The sequence below is a fragment of the uncultured Lutibacter sp. genome (assembly GCF_947493565.1).
Classification (GTDB): domain Bacteria; phylum Bacteroidota; class Bacteroidia; order Flavobacteriales; family Flavobacteriaceae; genus Lutibacter; species Lutibacter aestuarii.
This window is the reverse complement of sequence record NZ_CANLRG010000007.1, coordinates 138,410-156,417: the sequence shown is the minus strand read 5'-3', so window position 1 is coordinate 156,417 and position 18,008 is coordinate 138,410. Positions and strand designations below refer to the sequence as shown.

16 protein-coding genes are annotated in these 18,008 nt (G+C 29.3%); 14 read left to right on the top strand and 2 right to left on the bottom strand.

What is annotated here, in order from left to right; genetic code table 11:
* Positions 1 to 6 precede the first annotated feature (6 nt).
* On the bottom strand, positions 7 to 723 hold the full coding sequence (locus tag Q0714_RS10525) for a pyridoxine 5'-phosphate synthase (RefSeq protein ID WP_298264789.1): 717 nt from the start codon (positions 721 to 723) through the stop codon (positions 7 to 9).
* Between the two features lie 100 nt (positions 724 to 823).
* On the opposite strand from Q0714_RS10525, the gene Q0714_RS10520 reads away from it, so the two are divergent.
* The 8 genes from Q0714_RS10520 to murI all read left to right on the top strand — a co-directional run bounded on the left by Q0714_RS10520 (position 824) and on the right by murI (position 8,722).
* On the top strand, positions 824 to 1,483 hold the full coding sequence (locus Q0714_RS10520) for a CBS domain-containing protein (protein WP_298264788.1): 660 nt from the start codon (positions 824 to 826) through the stop codon (positions 1,481 to 1,483).
* Between the two features lie 2 nt (positions 1,484 to 1,485).
* A complete protein-coding gene (locus tag Q0714_RS10515) occupies positions 1,486 to 2,367 on the top strand; it encodes an NAD kinase (RefSeq protein ID WP_298264786.1) in 882 nt (293 codons plus the stop codon).
* Positions 2,368 to 2,478: 111 nt separating this feature from the next.
* The gene (locus Q0714_RS10510; RefSeq protein ID WP_298264785.1) at positions 2,479 to 3,159 is read left to right on the top strand and encodes a DUF6089 family protein; all 681 of its coding nucleotides are present in this window, start codon (positions 2,479 to 2,481) and stop codon (positions 3,157 to 3,159) included.
* Positions 3,159 to 3,914: an isoprenyl transferase gene (locus Q0714_RS10505; RefSeq protein WP_298264783.1), complete on the top strand. Its 756-nt coding sequence runs from the start codon at positions 3,159 to 3,161 to the stop codon at positions 3,912 to 3,914. Before Q0714_RS10510 ends, Q0714_RS10505 begins: the two co-directional genes overlap by 1 nt.
* Positions 3,907 to 6,471 carry an outer membrane protein assembly factor BamA gene (bamA, locus tag Q0714_RS10500; protein ID WP_298264781.1) on the top strand — a complete coding sequence of 855 codons (2,565 nt, stop codon included), beginning with the start codon at positions 3,907 to 3,909 and terminating at the stop codon, positions 6,469 to 6,471. The genes Q0714_RS10505 and bamA overlap by 8 nt, the downstream gene beginning before the upstream one ends.
* A 65-nt stretch (positions 6,472 to 6,536) precedes the next feature.
* Positions 6,537 to 7,328, top strand: coding sequence for an OmpH family outer membrane protein (locus tag Q0714_RS10495; RefSeq protein WP_298264779.1), 792 nt, complete (start codon positions 6,537 to 6,539; stop codon positions 7,326 to 7,328).
* Positions 7,329 to 7,347: 19 nt separating this feature from the next.
* Positions 7,348 to 7,848 carry an OmpH family outer membrane protein gene (locus tag Q0714_RS10490; RefSeq protein ID WP_298264778.1) on the top strand — a complete coding sequence of 167 codons (501 nt, stop codon included), beginning with the start codon at positions 7,348 to 7,350 and terminating at the stop codon, positions 7,846 to 7,848.
* Positions 7,849 to 7,927: 79 nt separating this feature from the next.
* Positions 7,928 to 8,722, top strand: a complete 795-nt coding sequence (gene murI / locus Q0714_RS10485) for a glutamate racemase (protein ID WP_298264776.1) — start codon at positions 7,928 to 7,930, stop codon at positions 8,720 to 8,722.
* 5 nt (positions 8,723 to 8,727) lie between these two features.
* Here the strand turns inward: murI and Q0714_RS10480 are convergent, their stop codons facing one another.
* Entirely contained in the window at positions 8,728 to 9,237 is a 510-nt protein-coding gene (locus tag Q0714_RS10480; RefSeq protein WP_298264774.1) for a gamma carbonic anhydrase family protein, read from the bottom strand.
* 434 nt (positions 9,238 to 9,671) lie between these two features.
* Here Q0714_RS10480 and Q0714_RS10475 point away from each other — a divergent pair, with 434 nt between their 5' ends.
* The 6 genes from Q0714_RS10475 (at position 9,672) to Q0714_RS10450 (ending at position 17,923) form a co-directional block, all read left to right on the top strand.
* The gene (locus Q0714_RS10475) at positions 9,672 to 10,085 is read left to right on the top strand and encodes a hypothetical protein (RefSeq protein ID WP_298264773.1); all 414 of its coding nucleotides are present in this window, start codon (positions 9,672 to 9,674) and stop codon (positions 10,083 to 10,085) included.
* A 113-nt stretch (positions 10,086 to 10,198) separates the two neighbouring features.
* Entirely contained in the window at positions 10,199 to 13,888 is a 3,690-nt protein-coding gene (locus Q0714_RS10470) for an efflux RND transporter permease subunit (RefSeq protein ID WP_298264771.1), read from the top strand.
* Positions 13,878 to 15,098: a TolC family protein gene (locus Q0714_RS10465; RefSeq protein WP_298264770.1), complete on the top strand. Its 1,221-nt coding sequence runs from the start codon at positions 13,878 to 13,880 to the stop codon at positions 15,096 to 15,098. Before Q0714_RS10470 ends, Q0714_RS10465 begins: the two co-directional genes overlap by 11 nt.
* Position 15,099: 1 nt before the next feature.
* Positions 15,100 to 16,872, top strand: coding sequence for an efflux RND transporter periplasmic adaptor subunit (locus Q0714_RS10460; RefSeq protein WP_298264768.1), 1,773 nt, complete (start codon positions 15,100 to 15,102; stop codon positions 16,870 to 16,872).
* A gap of 33 nt (positions 16,873 to 16,905) precedes the next feature.
* On the top strand, positions 16,906 to 17,478 hold the full coding sequence (locus tag Q0714_RS10455; protein WP_298264766.1) for an AraC family transcriptional regulator: 573 nt from the start codon (positions 16,906 to 16,908) through the stop codon (positions 17,476 to 17,478).
* A 79-nt stretch (positions 17,479 to 17,557) separates the two neighbouring features.
* On the top strand, positions 17,558 to 17,923 hold the full coding sequence (locus Q0714_RS10450) for a heavy metal-binding domain-containing protein (RefSeq protein WP_298264765.1): 366 nt from the start codon (positions 17,558 to 17,560) through the stop codon (positions 17,921 to 17,923).
* Positions 17,924 to 18,008: the final 85 nt, after the last annotated feature.

Genomic DNA, 18,008 nt, shown 5'->3' with positions numbered 1-18,008 from the left:
TTAAAATTATCCTTTTAACTTATGTTTGTACATATTAATTACATTTTCCAAACCAAGATATAACGATTCAGCTATTAATGCGTGTCCAATTGAAACTTCTAATAAATTTGGAATGTTTTGAGCAAAAAATTGAATATTATCCAAACTTAAATCGTGCCCTGCATTTACACCTAATCCCAATTTATGAGCTAAAATAGCACTTTCGGTGTATGGTTTAATTATTTGAGTGTTTCCTTTAGCGTATTCTGTAGCAAAATCTTCAGTATACAACTCAATTCTATCAGCTCCAGTTGTTGCAGCAGCTTCAATTAATTTTGCATTGGTATCTATAAAAATAGAAGTTCTAATGCCTTTTGATTTAAACTCTGAAATAACTTCTTTTAAAAATGATTGATGTTTAATAGTGTCCCAGCCAGCATTTGAAGTAACTGCATCTATTGCATCTGGCACCAACGTTACTTGGGTTGGTTTTATAGCCAATACCATGTCCATAAACTTTGGAATTGGATTTCCTTCAATATTAAATTCAGTTGTTACAATTTTTTTTAAATCGTAGGCATCTTGATAACGAATATGACGTTCATCTGGTCTAGGATGAATAGTAATTCCTTCGGCTCCAAAACTCTCAATATCAGAAGAAACCTTAACTACATTAGGATAATCTCCTCCTCTTGAATTTCGTAATGTTGCTATTTTATTAACGTTAACGCTTAACTTTGTCATACTAAAAACCTTTAAATTTTAATTGAGTTTGCAAATTTACGAACTAAGAATATGATTTTGGTTTTATTTTTGATTAATTTGTATTATAAAAGTTAAAGTAATGGAAACAACCCCTTACATTTTAAAAGAATTTAAAGCTTTTACACCTCAAACAAAAGTTAAAGATGTAAAATCGCTATTTTATGAAACTACTATTTGCCATTTTCCAATTGTAGATAACAAACAACTTATTGGTTTGATCTCTGAAACAGATATGCAAGGAATTATAAATGACGAAAAAGAAATAGGGGATTTTCAATATCTATTTAAACTGTTTTTTGCCGAAATAAATCATAATTTACTCGAACTTATAAAAATATTTGCTGCCAATGAAACTAATTTGATTCCAGTAATAAATGAAAAAAAAGAATATGTTGGCTATTATGATTTAATAGATGTTTTACACCTATACAACAGTACTCCTTTTTTAAAAAATGAAGGCACTATTTTATTATTAGAAAAGGAACAACGCAATTATTCCTTTAGTGAAGTGTGTCAAATTGTTGAATCAAATAACGGCAAAGTTTTAGGTCTTTTTATTTCTGAAGCCAATGCTGCTATTGTTAAAATTACTTTGAAATTTAACTCACAAGATGTGAATGAAATTATTCAATCTTTTAGAAGATACAACTACAAGGTTCTTTCCAAACATAAAGAAGATTTTTACATTGAAGATTTAAAAGAACGATCGGAATATCTTCAAAAATACTTAAATATTTAAGAATGAAAGTTGCTATTTACGGACAATATTTTAAATCTGAAGACATAATTTACATTGAACATTTACTTCAAGCGTTACAACAACATTCTATAGAGTTTGTTATTGAACAAAATTATTATAACGGACTTAAAAAACATGTTACTATTAAAAATGTAACCACTTTTAAATCTCACAAAGACTTAAATAGTTCATTTGATTTTATGTTTACCATGGGTGGAGATGGTACTATTTTAAGAGCCGTAACTTTTATTAGAGACTCCAACATACCCATTGTAGGAATTAATACTGGTAGGCTAGGTTTTTTGGCAACAGTACAAAAAGAAGAAATTTCAAATGCAGTAGAATTACTGGTTTCAAAAAAATATATTGTTAAAGAACGTTCATTATTATCTGTAAAAACTTCTCCAAAAATAGACAGTTTAGCTTCTCTAAATTTTGCTTTAAATGAAGTTTCTGTAAGCAGAAAAAATACCGCTTCAATGATTACTATTGAAACCTATTTAGACAATGAATACTTAACATCGTATTGGGCAGATGGATTAATTATAGCAACTCCAACAGGTTCTACTGGATATTCATTAAGTTGTGGAGGACCAATAATTACACCCCAAGCAAAAAACTTTGTATTAACCCCTATAGCTCCACATAATTTAAACGCCAGACCTTTAGTTATTCCTGATGAAACAGCTGTTAAGTTTATAGTAAGCGGTAGAGAAAATAAATTTTTCTTATCACTAGATTCTCGAATTACTACCATCAATAGCAATACAGAAGTTTTTGTTGAAAAATCAAATTTTAAACTTAAAATGATTCAAATTAATCAACAAACTTTTATCAAAACTCTTAGAGAAAAATTACTTTGGGGACAAGATACTCGCAATTAGTGTTAGTTGTTTCAACAACAATATTTTGAGTATTTAAGAGTTTATCAAAAAAGACATTGTTAAACTTCTAAAAGCAACTATAATTAATTATATTTGCACGCTATTTTATTTATGAAAAAACTAATTGTATTTTTTGCATTCATCTCAATAACAACAAGTTCAATAGCTCAAATTCATGAAATTGGTGTTTTTGTAGGTGGTAGCAATTACATTGGAGATATCGGATCTGAATATTATATAAATCCGAATGATTTTATGGGAGGACTTATTTACAAAAAAAATATAAATCCAAGAATGGCTTTAAGAGGTACATTTACTTACGCTCATATTTCTGCCGATGATACCAATTCTACCAACCAACAAAGATACTACAGAGGTATAGGGTTTAACAATAGTATAAAAGAATTAGCTGTTGGTTTAGAGTTTAATTTTTTTGAATATAATATCGATGATTTCAGAAAAAGTAAAACACCATATTTATTAGTTGAACTTGCTGCTTTTAATTACAATATTGTTTCAAAAGAACCCGCTCCAAAAAATTACGAATATACTTCTAACACTTCTTTTGCTATTCCTTTTGGTATAGGCTATAAAACTAAATTATTTCATGATTTTGCAGTGGCGTTTGAACTAAGAGCAAGATATACATTTGTTGATGACCTAGATTATAATAATCCTAAAATAAATACACTAACCTTTGGAAACCCAAAAAGTAACGATTGGTATATGCTAAGTGGCATATCTATTGTATATACTTTTGGAAGACCTCCTTGTTATGCAACCCCTTATTAATGAAAGATATAAAATCATATATTGCTGAAAACAAAGTTCCAAATCACATTGCCATTATTATGGATGGAAATGGTCGTTGGGCAAAATTGAAAGGGAAACCAAGGGTGTTTGGACATAAAAATGGAGTTACCGCTGTTAGAGAAGTGATTGAAGGCTGTGGCGAAATTGGAGTAAATTATTTAACCTTATACGCATTTTCAACAGAAAATTGGAATAGACCCGCTTTAGAAGTAAAAACATTAATGTCTTTACTAGTCTCATCTTTAAAAAAGGAATTAAAAACACTTCAAAAAAACAATATCAAATTAAACGCTATCGGTAATATTAATCTTTTACCTGAAAAGGTTAAAATTGAGCTTACTGAGGTAATTGAAAAAACTAAAAACAACACCGCTTTAACTTTAACGCTTGCTTTAAGCTATGGTTCAAGAGACGAAATTGTTAATGTTATCAGAAATATATCAAAAAAAGTTGTTAATAATCAAATTAAGATTGAAGAAATTAATGAAAATATTATAAATAATCATTTATATACGTTTTCTTTGCCTGATGTTGATTTTATGATTCGCACAAGCGGAGAAAAAAGAATCAGTAATTTTTTATTATGGCAATTAGCCTATGCCGAAATGTATTTTTCAGATACCCTTTGGCCAGATTTTAGAAAAGAAAATTTATTTGAAGCAATAATAGATTATCAAAACCGAGAACGAAGATTCGGAAAAATAAGTGAACAAATTGAAAAAATCAATGAATAAATCAAACATAGCCCTTTTACTTTTATCAGTTTTTTTTACAGTTAATTTAGTTAACGCACAAGAAATAAAAGAAAATGAATTAAAAGAGATTCAAGCAAAAGTTGACACCATAGTTAAGGATAGCATTCAACCAACAACTCCTAAAACACCAACTTTTATAAAAGAAAACAGCTACGAGCTTGGTGGAATTTCTGTTAAAGGACTCAAAAAATTTGAAGAACAAACCGTAAAAGTGTTTACAGGTTTAAAAGTTGGTCAAGAAATAAAATTACCTGGTGACAAACTAACCAGCGCCATAAAAAAACTATACGAAACCAAACAATTTAGTAATGTTGAAGTTTACATTTCAAAAATTGATGGAAATGTTGCCTACCTTGAATTTGAAATAGAAGAATTACCACAATTAAATAATGTAACTATTACAGGTGTTAAAAAAAATAAAGCCAAAGATTTACAATCTGATGCCGAACTTAAAAAAGGAGCAATGGTTACAGACAATTTAATAGTAACTACAAAAAATTACTTTAAAAAGAAATATCAAGAAAAAGGATTCCTTAAAACCAAAGTTACTTTAAACACCAGACCCGATAGTTCGCAAGTTAACACTGTTAATATGTTAGTTAATATTGACAAAGGCGAAAAAATAAAAATTAAGAATATCACCTTTGAAGGTAACGATGCCTTTAGTCAAAAAAAGCTTAGAAAGGCTTTAAAAAATACTAAGAAAAAAATGATTGGAAGGTTCTGGAAAGGATCTAAATATATTGATGCAAACTTTAAAGAAGACCTTGAAAATATTGTTACAACGTATAGCGAAAAAGGATTTAGAGACGCTAGAGTTTTAGATCATTCTATGACTTGGAATGATGATAATACCCTAAACTTAAACATTAAAGTTGAAGAAGGAAAAAAATACCTTTTTGGAAATATTCAATTTTTAGGAAACAGCAAATATACTGATGATGTATTACAAAAAATACTACGAATTGAGAAAGGTGACACCTATAATGGAAAAGTATTAAAAGAAAGAGTTACAGGTGATGGCACCCCTAATTCAGAAGATATTTCAACACTGTATCAAAATAACGGTTATTTATTCTCTCGTGTTTTACCTGTTGAAACTAGAGTTAATAATGATTCTATTGATGTTGAAATTAGAATTTATGAAGATGAGCCTACAAAAATTAAAAAAGTAACTGTGAATGGAAATGATCGAACCAATGACCATGTAGTTTATAGAGAAATAAGAACCAAACCTGGTTACCTTTACAGTAAAAGCGATATTATTAGAACCATAAGAGAAATTGGTCAATTAGGCTTTTTTGATGCAGAATCTATAACACCAGATATCAATCCAAACTATCAAGATAAAACAGTAGATATAGATTATACTGTTGCTGAAAAGGGAGGAAGTCAAATAGAATTACAAGGAGGTTATGGTGGAGGATCTTTTATTGGAACTCTAGGTTTATCCTTTAACAACTTTTCAGTAAGAAATTTATTTAACAAAAAAGCGTACAAACCGCTTCCTACTGGAGATGGACAATCTTTATCACTACGCTTACAAAAAAGTAGGTATTACACCACTTCAAGTTTCTCATTTACAGAACCTTGGTTAGGTGGTAAAAAACCTAAATCACTATCATTTTCAATATACAATTCAAAACAATTTAGATACAATTACCTAACTAATAAAGTTGATAAAGATCAACGCTTAAATATTATAGGTGCTTCAATTGGTTTAGGTCAACGTTTAAAATGGCCTGATAACTATTTTACTTTATCACAAAGTATAAGCTATCAATTATACGATTTAAAAGAATATGGAATGGCTATCGGAAATTTAACTTTAAGTAATGGTAATTTAAATAATTTAGCATATAACTTAACTTTTGCAAGAAGTTCTGCAGGTGCAAACCCTGTTTTTCCAACTTACGGATCAGACTTTAGTATTGGTGCAAAATTAACTTTTCCATATTCATTGGTTAATGATAAAGATTATAGCTCTATGGAGTTAAGTGAAAAGTATAAATGGTTAGAGTATTACAAAGTTAGTTTTAAAGGGAAATGGTATACTGCACTAACTAAAGACTTGGTGGTAATGACTAATACTGAATTTGGAATTTTAGGAAACTACAATAAAGAGTTAGGAGATTCTCCTTTTGAAAGATACTTTGTAGGTGGTGATGGAATGGCTTCTTATCAATTAGATGGTAGAGAAACTATTGCATTAAGAGGTTACGAAAATGGAAGACTTTCATCTATTGATGGTGGTACTGTTTATAATAAATTTCAATTAGAACTTCGCTACCCAATAACCCTAAAACCTTCTGCATCAATTTACGCCTTAGGATTTTTAGAAGCTGGTAACTCCTACGATGGTTTTAAAAATTTCAATCCTTTTCAGTTAAAAAGATCTGCCGGATTAGGTTTAAGAATCTTTATGCCGGCATTTGGATTATTAGGAATTGATTTTGCTCATGGATTTGATCCTCTACCTGGAGGTACAGAAAAATCTGGTTGGCAAACACACTTTATAATAGGACAACAATTTTAAACTAAATCAGTTATATTTGTAATGATTTTTAAATTGGCACGGTTTTTTCTAAATACATATTAGTTATGACAAAAAAAGTTCTTTTATTTGCGTTTTTAATTTCAACCATTACAATTACTGCTCAAAAGGCTCAAAAAATAGGTTATATTGATATGGAATATATTTTAGAAAATATTCCTGAATATAATGATGCTCAAGCAAAAATAAATGCAAAAGCAGCTAAATGGCAAACTGAAATTGAAAAACAACAAAAAGAAATTGACAATTTAAAAGCTGAATTAATTAATGAAAAAGCGTTATTAACAGAAGAATTAATAATTGATAAAGAAGAAGACATTGAAATTAAAGAATTAGAATTAAAACAATTACAAATTGCACACTTTGGATCGGATGGTGATTTATATTTTTTAAGAAAGCAATTAGTAAAACCAATACAAGATTTAGTTTACAACTCTATTCAAGATATTGCAAAAAAACGTAAATACGATTTTGTTTTAGATAAGTCTAGCGATTTAATAATGCTGTACACCAATTCTTCATTTGACATTAGTGATTTAGTAATTAGTAGTATTACACGAACTAAAAAAGTTGAAGAAGCAAATGAAAGAAAAAATAAAAATAACGAAGTTGAGAGCATTAACGATATAAATGATAAAAAAACTGATGCAGCCGAACAAAAAGTAGATGAAAGAGCTGCAAAAAAAGCCGCCCTGCAAAAGAAAATTGAAGCTAAAAAAGCCGCTCAACTTAAAAAAAGAGAAGACCTTAAAAAAGCTATAGAAGAAAAAAGAAAAAAACGAATAAAGGAAATTGAAGAGGCAAAAAAAGCCAAAGAAGAAAAAAACAAGAATAATTAATTTAAACAACAAGAAAAAAATGAAACAATTTAGAACCTTATTATTAGTTGCAATAATAACTTTGGGATTTAATTCTTTACAAGCACAAACAAAAGTAGGTCATATTAGTACAGATTTGTTAATTAGCTTAATGCCTGAAACTAAAGTATTAAATACGGAATTAGAAAAGTTAAGCAAAACTTACGAAACAGAACTGAAAGCTGAAGAAGCCAAATTGGAAGCTAAATTAAAAAAATACGAAGCTGAAGCTAAATCTCAAACAGATGAGGTTAACCAACAAAGAGGAATTGAAGTACAACAAGACCAACAAAACTTGTATCAAGCATCTCAAGTTGCAAGAGAAGATATCACTAAAAAAAGAAACGAAAAGCTAAAACCTATTTTAGAAAAAGCTAAAAAAGCTATTGAAGATGTTGCATCTGAACAAGGTTTTACATACGTTTTAGAAGCTTCAACTTTAATTGTAGCTAATGGAACAGATTTACTTCCTGCTGTAAAAGCTAAATTAGGAATTAACTAAAAAAACCTAATTTCTTATAAAATTTAATCCCGCAATAGCGGGATTTTTTTTACTTTTAATCTAAGAGATGATAACTATAATGACAAAAAATAATCAACCTATTGGCTTATTTGATTCTGGAATTGGCGGAACTTCAATTTGGAAAGAAGTTATTAAGTTATTACCTAATGAAAAAACAATTTACTTAGCAGATAGTAAAAATGCACCTTATGGTGAAAAATCTTCTCAGGAAATTTTAACCTTAGCTATTAAAAACACCGAATTTTTAATTTCAAAAGGATGTAAATTAATTATTGTTGCCTGCAATACAGCTACCACAAATGCAATTGATTATTTAAGAGAAAACTACCCTATTCCATTTATAGGTATTGAACCTGCTATAAAACCTGCCGCATTATTTAGTAAAACTGGAGCCATCGGTATTTTAGCTACTAAAGGAACTCTTAGTAGTAAACTATTTGCAAAAACCGCCAAAGAATATACTAAAAATATAACTATTATTGAACAAGATGGTGAAGGTTTAGTAACACTAATAGAAAATGGCAAAACAAACTCGGCTGAATTAAACACTTTACTTACCAAGTATTTAAAGCCTATGCTTCAATTTAATATAGACCATTTAGTATTAGGCTGTACACATTACCCATATTTAATTTCACAAATAACCAAAATTATAGGAGAAAATGTAATTATAATTGATTCTGGAGAAGCGGTTGCAAAACAAACCAAAAGTGTTTTAGAAAAAAATAAGCTGCTAGCAAATTCAACAACTAATTTAGTTCATCAACTATATACAAATTCAGAACCAAAAATTTTAGAACAAATTATTAAAGATGTTTCTATTAATTTTAAGGTTGAAAAATTAGACTTTTAGTTAATTTACTTATACCAACTAGCATACTTCACATAGTTATTTGCAATTCTATCGATTTCACCTGAAACTAATTCTTCACTAATATCTTTAACCTTTTTTGCAGGAACTCCTGCATATACACTCCCAGATTTTATATGAGTTCCTTTGGTAACCACCGCACCAGCTGCAATAATAGAATTACTTTCAACAACACAATCATCCATAACAATTGCTCCCATACCAATTAATACATTGTCATGTATGGTGCATCCATGCACTAAGGCATTATGACCTATTGATACACTATTTCCAATATTAGTTGGATACTTTTGATACGTAGCATGAATTACAGCTCCGTCTTGAACATTTACTTTATTTCCCATTTTAATGTAGTGAACATCTCCTCTAATAACTGCATTATACCATATACTACATTGATTTCCCATAGAAACTTCTCCAATTACAACCGCATTTTCTGCAAAAAAACAATCATCCCCAAACTGAGGTTTGTTTCCATTCAATTCTTTTATAATCATTTAAACTATTTTTTATTTAACATTTAAAAAGAGCCATTTATATTTGGACAACCATATTTTGCGTTGTTTACAACATAAATTGACCTCTACTATAAGTTGATAACAATCTCCAATCTAATAAAATATCTCCTTGCTATTTGATATAAGTCAATCTAATCTTTTCGCAATTACTTAATACTGCTAATGGATGAACTAAAAAAACATTCTCTAATAAATAATCAGAGTAAATAGGCAATATTTTTTGTGTATTTAATATCTTGGAATTATGCCTCGCAATAATACACTGTTAATTTAAACAACTTCAAATATAGTATTTATTCATAAAAACTGACTTAACATTGTTTATTCATTTACAAAAAAATAGAAGTCTTTTTAGTGTATTTAACAAAGTTTTAAACAAATAATTCTAAAATATCGTATCTTTGTAAAAGTTTATGAAACAAGTTTTTAAAAAAATAACCGCTGTTTTAATGGCATTTGTAGTACTTTTTTCTACAATGTCATTTACTATTAGTGAACACTTTTGTGGTGATTTACTAGTGGACAGCGCTCTTTTTTCTAAAGCGGAGTCTTGCGGTATGGAAATGCAAACATCTCCAATTGAAGATTGTACTATTAAAAAAGACAATTGTTGTAGTGATGTTATTATCCAATTTGAAGGACAAAGCGAATTAAAAATAGATGTCATTAAATTAAATTATGAACAACATTTTTTTGTTGCATCTTTCATTTATACCTATGTTAATTTATTTGAAGGATTAGATAAAAACATTGTTCCATTTAAAGATTACTCTCCACCCTTACTGGTCTGGGACATACAAGTCTTAGACGAAGTTTATTTAATTTGATTTTAAATTTTTAGAAATATTATCTCAATTAATTTTTATTAATCTGAGATTGTAATGTGGTGCATTTTATGCAAAAAAACAATAAAATTCTAAACAATTTAAAATACTTACTTATGCTAAATAAAAGCATTAAATTTTTAATAGAAAATAAACTTGTAGCCGTACTCATATTAGTTGTATTTATTGGATGGGGTATTTCTACGGCTCCATTTGATTGGGAAACAGGAAACTTTCCTAGAAACCCAGTTGCTGTTGATGCTATTCCAGATATTGGAGAAAATCAACAAATTATTTTTACTAAATGGGATGGGAGATCTCCTCAAGACATTGAAGACCAAATTACCTATCCATTAACAACCTCCTTATTAGGAATTCCAGGGGTAAAAACTATCAGAAGTTCTTCAATGTTTGGACTTTCAAGTATTTATATCATTTTTGAAGAAGATGTTGAATTTTACTGGAGTCGTAGTCGAATTTTAGAAAAATTAAACTCGCTTCCAAATGGATTATTACCCAACGATGTTCAACCAGCATTAGGTCCTGATGCCACAGGGCTTGGTCAAATATATTGGTATACTTTAGAAGGTAGAGATGAACACGGAAATGTAACAGGAGGCTGGGATTTACATGAATTAAGAAGCATTCAAGATTACTACGTTAAATACGCATTATCTTCGGCTTCTGGAGTTTCTGAGGTTGCTTCAATTGGTGGTTACGTACAAGAATACCAGATAGATGTTAATCCTGATATTTTAAAAGAATATAATATCTCATTACAACAAGTTGTAAATGCTGCAAGAAATACCAATAAAGACATTGGTGCCAAAACCATTGAAATTAATCAAGCAGAATATTTAGTTCGTGGATTGGGATATATTAAATCGGTTGAAGATATTGAAAATGCTGTAGTAACTTCTTCAAATTTTACCTCAATTCTAATTAAGGATGTTGCCAAAGTTTCATTAGGCCCAGCAGAAAGAAGAGGAATATTAGACAAAGAAGGTGCTGAAGTAGTTGGTGGCGTTGTAGTAGCTCGTTATGGTGCAAACCCAATGGAGGTTATTACCAATGTCAAAAAACAAATTACTGATATTGGCGCCGGACTACCTTCAAAAGTATTAAAAGATGGAAGAACATCGCAACTTACTATAGTTCCGTTTTATGATAGAACTGAATTGATTCAAGAAACATTAAACACCTTAGATGAAGCTTTAACTCTAGAAATTTTAATTACAATTTTAGTAATAATTGTTATGGTATTCAACTTAAGAGCCTCCATTTTAATTTCAAGTCTTTTACCAATTGCCGTTTTAATGGTTTTTATTTCAATGAAATTATTTAATGTAGATGCTAATATTGTTGCACTATCAGGAATAGCCATTGCTATTGGAACTATGGTAGATGTAGGTGTTATTTTATCTGAAAACATTATTAGGCATATGGATGAAGATGGTCATAAAACTCCTATTAATAGATTAGTTTATAATGCAACTACTGAAGTTTCTGGAGCAATTATTACTGCAGTAATGACTACCATTATTAGTTTTATTCCTGTTTTTACTATGATAGGAGCTGAAGGTAAATTATTTAGACCTTTAGCATTTACAAAAACCATGGCGTTAACCGCTTCCTTAATTGTTGCTTTATTTTTAATTCCCCCATTTGCTGCTTGGTTATTTGGATGGAAATCACCCATAAAAAAAGGACGATATGTAGGGAATATTGGATTAATTATTACAGGTATTGTTGGTATATTTAGTGGTTATTATATTGCTTTATTATTAATAGCATTTGGTATTTCTGGCCTTTTAAAAATCAAAGAAATTCTTTCTGAAAAAAAATCAAATTTGGTTAATATCATTATTTCAGCACTTGCAATTATAACCTTATTAAGCGTTTATTGGAGACCTTTAGGAGTGGATTATTCAGTTAGTATAAATTTAATTTTTGTAGCTATTATTTGTTTTGGATTACTCGGAGGTTTTATTCTTTTTAGAAGGTTTTATGTAACTATTTTAAAATGGGCATTAAATAACAAAATACTATTTTTAAGTATTCCAACACTAATAATTATTTTAGGTGTAAGTGTATGGAAAAATACAGGTAAAGAATTTATGCCTGCTTTAAATGAAGGCTCTTTTTTATTAATGCCAACTTCTATGCCACATTCTGGTATTGCCGAAAACAAGCGTGTTTTACAACAATTAGATATGGCTGTAGCAACTATTCCTGAAATTAAAACCGTTGTTGGGAAAGCAGGTAGAGTTGAAAGCGCTTTAGATCCGGCTCCACTTTCTATGTATGAAAATGTTATTATTTACAAACCAGAATACAAATTAGATAAAGAGGGTAAACGATTAAAATTTAAAGTAAATAACAATGGATTATTTGAAACAATTTCAGGGCAGTTTATTGCTTCAGGAACCAAAATAGAAACCAGAAATTTAATTAAAGATTCTAAAGGAGAGTATTACAGAAACTGGCGTAAAAAAATTAAAAATGCTGATGATATTTGGGATGAAATTGTCAAAGTAACAAAGCTTCCAGGTGTAACCTCAGCTCCAAAATTACAACCTATTGAAACTCGTTTGGTTATGTTACAAACAGGTATGCGTGCTCCAATGGGAATTAAAATTAAAGGTCAAAATTTAAAACAAATAGAAGAATTTGGTTTAAAATTAGAAACTGTATTAAAACAAATACCTGGTGTAAAAAAAGAAGCGGTTTTTGCCGATAGAATTGTTGGAAAACCTTATTTACTTATAGAAATAGACAGAGATAAATTGGCTAGATATGGATTAAATATCGAAAATATTCAGAGTATCTTAGAAATTTCCGTCGGAGGAAAATTATTAACACAAACTGTTGAAGGAAGAGAGAGATACGGAGTTCGTGTTCGCTATCCAAGAGAGCAAAGAACAAGTCCTAAAGATTTAGAGAAAATATATGTTCCTACACCTAATGGTAGTCCAATACCATTATCAGAAGTGGTCTCAATTACATATGAACAAGGCCCTCAAGTGATAAAAAGTGAAGACACCTTTTTGGTTGGCTACGTGCTATTTGACAAACTAAAAGATGAAGCCGAAGTAACAGTGGTAGAAAGAGCTCAAAAAGCAATACAAGGTCAAATTGATCGTGGAGAATTGGTGGTCCCTAAAGGCATTAATTACCAATTTACTGGAACATATGAAAACCAATTAAGAGCTGAAAAAACATTATCGATAGTAGTTCCTTTAGCCTTAATCATCATTTTTTTAATTCTATATTTTCAATTTCGTTCAGTAACAACTTCATTCATGGTTTTTACAGGAATAGCTGTTGCTTTTGCTGGAGGTTTTATGATGATATGGCTGTATGGAGAGTCATGGTTTTTAAACTTTGATGTTTTTGGAGTAAATCTTCGTGAATTATTTCAAATGCATCCTATTAATTTAAGTGTTGCTGTTTGGGTTGGTTTTATTGCGTTATTTGGAATTGCTACCGATGATGGTGTAGTAATGGCGACCTATTTAACACAAACTTTTAAAAAAAATAAACCAACAACAACACAAGAAATAAGAACTTCTGTAATTGAAGCAGGAGAAAAAAGAATTCGCCCTTGTTTAATGACAACAGCCACCACAATGCTTGCTTTACTACCAGTTTTAACTTCAACAGGTAGAGGTTCTGATATTATGATTCCAATGGCAATTCCAAGTTTTGGAGGCATGTTAATTGCTTTAATCACCTTATTTGTTGTACCAGTATTATACAGCCTTAAACAAGAAGTTTCATTAAAAAAAGTGAAAAATGAAAACTAAATTAATACATATAATTTTGCTGTTAATTAGCTTCACAGCTCATTCGCAAACTTTAGATAATTATTTAACTATTGCTGCAGAAAACAGCCCTGAATTAAAAGCCATTCAATATCAATATCAAAGTGCTTTAGAAAAAATAAATGAAGTGGGTAGCATTCCAAATACTAATATATCGGTAGGGTATTTTGCTCAAGAAGTAGAAACAAGAGTTGGGGCTCAAAAAGCTAAAATCTCAGCTTCACAAATGTTGCCTTGGTTTGGTACTTTAAATGCAAAAAAAGAAAGTGCTCAATTTAAGGCTAAAGCCCAGTTGAACACTTATGATTTTGCAAAAAGAAAGCTCTTTTTGGCAATTAAAACTGCATATTTTGAGTTGTTTGAATTAAAAGCTAAAGAAGATATTTTACTACAAAATATTGAAATTCTGAACACTTTTGAAAATTTAGCACTTAATGCATTAGAAAATAATCGATCTACAATGGTAGAAGTTCTTAAAATTAGAATCGAAAAAAATGAGCTTACAAACCAATTAAATACCATTCAAGAAAATTTGAAAGCTAAAAAAATTACTTTCAACCTTTTATTAAATAGAAATCAAAACGAAGTTATATCAATTGCTGATCATATAACAATTATTGATTTACAAACTTTTAACAAAGAATACATTTCTAGCAATCCAAAAATGTTAGCATTGGATAATTTAAAAAGTGCTACTAAAAAAACTGAATTAGCAACTCAAAAAGAAAGTTTACCAACTATAGGAATTGGCTTAGACTATGGTTTTATTGAAAATAGAGCTATTGAAAACCTTGCTGATAACGGAAAAGATATTGTTATGCCAATGGTTACCGTTTCATTTCCTTTGTTTTCTAAAAAATACAGCTCTAAACAAAAGCAATTACAATTAGAGCAAAAAGCAATTGAAATAACTAAAGTTAATACATACAATCAATTACAAACCATTTTTGAAAATGCAAAAAGTAAACTTTCTAATTCAAAGGTTTCAATTGCAACACAAATCAAAAATATTGATGAGGCAGAAAGTGCAAAAAAAGTATTGTTAGCTGCTTATGAAACTTCAAAAATTGATTTTGAACAATTACTTGAAATTCAGCAATTACAATTAAAATTTCAACTAAAAAAAGTGATTTCAGAAAAAGAGTATGAAATTCAAAAATCAACTCTAGAATTTTTAACAAAAGATAACTAAGATGAAAAAATATATAATTTACATAGGAATATTAACAACTGGTCTAATTTCAGGATGGTTGTTATTTGGAAATTCTTCAAATGTAGAAGAAAACCACAATCACGAAACTTCTCAAACAGAAAATCAACAATGGACCTGTTCAATGCATCCTCAAATTATGCAACCTGAACCTGGAGATTGCCCAATTTGTGGTATGGATTTAATTCCTGCTGAAACTTCAGCTGATGGACTAACAGCTAATGAGTTTAAAATGAGTACAAATGCTTTGGCTTTGGCTAATATAGAAACCACCGTTATAGGCTTTAATACTACTCCTAAAGAAGGGCTTTTTCTTGTTGGAAAAATTAAAGAAAATGAAAAAACAAATGCCATACAAACAGCTCATTTTGGAGGAAGAATTGAAAAACTATTTGTAAATTCAACAGGAGAAATGGTAGCAAAAGGACAACCATTGGCTCTTATCTATTCTCCAGAATTAGTAACAGCTCAAAAAGAATTATTGACAGCTTCAGAAATTAAAAATTCTGATGTAAGCTTATACAATGCTGTAAAAAACAAACTAAAATTATGGAAACTTTCAGAAAATCAGATTCATAAAATTGAGAAATCGAAAACCATTATTACTAATTTTCCTGTTTACGCAAATGTTACTGGCGTGGTTAGTACAAAAATGGTTGAAGAAGGTACTTATATTAAAGAAGGTCAAGGGCTTTTTACTATTGCTAACTTAACTACTGTTTGGGCAAATTTTGATGCGTATGAAAAACAACTTTCCAGTATCCAATTGGGAGATGAAATTCGTATAACCACCAATGCAAACCCAAACAAAGAGTTTAAAGCTAAAATTTCATTTATTGACCCAATATTAAACACATTAACTAGAACGGTAACTGTTAGGGCTGAATTAAACAATCCTAAAGGAACTCTTAAACCTGGAATGTTTATTAAAGGTTTTATTACACCTTCAAATACAAAAAACAACCAACAAAAAACACTAATCATCCCTAAATCAGCTGTTTTGTGGACTGGTGAAAGATCTGTAGTTTATGTAAAAAAAGAAGGTCTAGAACCTGTTTTTGAAATGAGAGAAGTAACTTTAGGAAATGAGATTGGCAATAGTTATGAAATTTTAGATGGATTGTATGAACAAGAAGAAATTGTTACTAATGGAACCTTTACCATAGATGCTGCAGCACAATTACAAGGTAAAAAAAGCATGATGAATACAAAAAGTGGTAACGTAATTACTGGACACGAAAATCATATTGGAATGCAAGAAACTTCAAATCTAGAAGAAACAACAAATAGTATTGAACAAATAAACGTTCCTTTAAAATTTCAACAACAGCTTCATGAAGTGCTCTTAGCTTATTTACAAGTTAAAGATGCATTGGTGAATGATAATTCTAATGTCGCTCAAAAAGAAGCTTCAATTTTGTTGAAAAATTTACAACTTGTAGATATGAAGTTATTAACTGAAAATAAATCTCATAAGTTATGGATGACTCTTTTAAATAAGTTGACTACTTCTGCAAAAGAAATAGAAATCACAAATGATATTAAAGCCCAAAGAAATTCGTTTATTTCACTATCTAATAACATTACTAAATCTGTTGAAAGTTTTGGTGCAAATCAAAAAGTATATAAACAATTTTGTCCAATGGCAAACAGCGATAAAGGTGCTATTTGGTTAAGTTTGAATGAAAATATAGAAAACCCTTATTATGGAGAAATGATGCTAAAATGTGGTGTAGTACAAGCAACTATTGAATAACCAGCAAGTAGTTCTATCACAAAATTCAAAAACATGAGACTCGAGAATTTCACAATTGCAATAAAAAATATGGTTTGTGATCGCTGTATTAAAGTTATCACTGAAGAACTTAGAAAAAACAACCTGAAATTTATATGTGTAAAATTAGGTGAAATTCATTTCAAAAATACACTTACAGAACATGAATTAACAATTTTAAAAATCCTTCTAAAAAAGGAGGGTTTTGAAATTGTTGAAACGTTTGAAGCTAAAATAATAAATCAAATAAAAACGGTAATTATTGAAAATATTCATCACAAAAAACATCAATTATTAAATCAAAATTACTCCGCTTTTTTAGCATCAAAAATCGGTTTAAATTATTCTCAATTAAGTAAAATTTTCTCTGATTTAGAGAAAAATACTATTGAAAAATATATCATTCTGCAAAAAATTGAAAGAGTTAAAGAATTGCTAGTTTATAACGAATTAACCTTAAGTCAAATTTCTTATGATCTAAATTATAGCAGTCCTCAACATCTTTCTCGGCAGTTTAAAAAGGTTACAGGGCTTACACCAACTGAATACAAAAAACAAAGTTCTCGAAAAAAATTAGATACAATTTAACCTAAATTGTGCACAATTAACTTTTGAAATATTTAGACTTTTACACTTTAATAAGTATCGTAAATTAAACACTAAAAACATGAAAACAAAAATTTTAAGCATTGTTCTATTGATAGGACTTTTTTCAACATTAACAGCTTTCTCTCAACAAAAAAAGCAAACAAAAGTAAAACATGATTCAACAAAAATGGATATGAATCATTCTAAAGTAAAAAACAAAAATACCTACGTCTGTCCAATGCATTCAGCAATTCAAAGTGATAAACCTGGTAAATGTTCAGAATGTGGTATGAATCTTAAAAAAATAAAACCCATTTATACGTGCCCAATGCATCTAGATATTAAAAATAGCCAACCTAGTAAATGTCCAAAATGTGGAATGAATTTGACTTTAAAAGAACTTGAAAAAAACAAAAAAGGTGAACATAAACACCTAAAAAATTAAAATAAAATTTTAGAAATATAAAAAGTGAGTTTTAAAAACTCTCTTTTTTACCGTATTTTATACAAATATCATAGCCCAAAACACT

Excerpts from the sequence above, each read along its gene's own strand:
- Q0714_RS10470 (WP_298264771.1), top strand. The coding sequence starts at position 10,199 with ATGCTAAATAAAAGCATTAAATTTTTAATAGAAAATAAACTTGTAGCC.
- Q0714_RS10525 (WP_298264789.1), bottom strand. The coding sequence starts at position 723 with ATGACAAAGTTAAGCGTTAACGTTAATAAAATAGCAACATTACGAAAT.
- Q0714_RS10460 (WP_298264768.1), top strand. The coding sequence starts at position 15,100 with ATGAAAAAATATATAATTTACATAGGAATATTAACAACTGGTCTAATT.
- bamA (WP_298264781.1), top strand. The coding sequence starts at position 3,907 with ATGAATAAATCAAACATAGCCCTTTTACTTTTATCAGTTTTTTTTACA.
- Q0714_RS10455 (WP_298264766.1), top strand. The coding sequence starts at position 16,906 with ATGAGACTCGAGAATTTCACAATTGCAATAAAAAATATGGTTTGTGAT.
- Q0714_RS10510 (WP_298264785.1), top strand. The coding sequence starts at position 2,479 with ATGAAAAAACTAATTGTATTTTTTGCATTCATCTCAATAACAACAAGT.
- Q0714_RS10490 (WP_298264778.1), top strand. The coding sequence starts at position 7,348 with ATGAAACAATTTAGAACCTTATTATTAGTTGCAATAATAACTTTGGGA.
- Q0714_RS10450 (WP_298264765.1), top strand. The coding sequence starts at position 17,558 with ATGAAAACAAAAATTTTAAGCATTGTTCTATTGATAGGACTTTTTTCA.
- murI (WP_298264776.1), top strand. The coding sequence starts at position 7,928 with ATGACAAAAAATAATCAACCTATTGGCTTATTTGATTCTGGAATTGGC.
- Q0714_RS10480 (WP_298264774.1), bottom strand. The coding sequence starts at position 9,237 with ATGATTATAAAAGAATTGAATGGAAACAAACCTCAGTTTGGGGATGAT.
- Q0714_RS10505 (WP_298264783.1), top strand. The coding sequence starts at position 3,159 with ATGAAAGATATAAAATCATATATTGCTGAAAACAAAGTTCCAAATCAC.
- Q0714_RS10475 (WP_298264773.1), top strand. The coding sequence starts at position 9,672 with ATGAAACAAGTTTTTAAAAAAATAACCGCTGTTTTAATGGCATTTGTA.
- Q0714_RS10520 (WP_298264788.1), top strand. The coding sequence starts at position 824 with ATGGAAACAACCCCTTACATTTTAAAAGAATTTAAAGCTTTTACACCT.
- Q0714_RS10495 (WP_298264779.1), top strand. The coding sequence starts at position 6,537 with ATGACAAAAAAAGTTCTTTTATTTGCGTTTTTAATTTCAACCATTACA.
- Q0714_RS10515 (WP_298264786.1), top strand. The coding sequence starts at position 1,486 with ATGAAAGTTGCTATTTACGGACAATATTTTAAATCTGAAGACATAATT.
- Q0714_RS10465 (WP_298264770.1), top strand. The coding sequence starts at position 13,878 with ATGAAAACTAAATTAATACATATAATTTTGCTGTTAATTAGCTTCACA.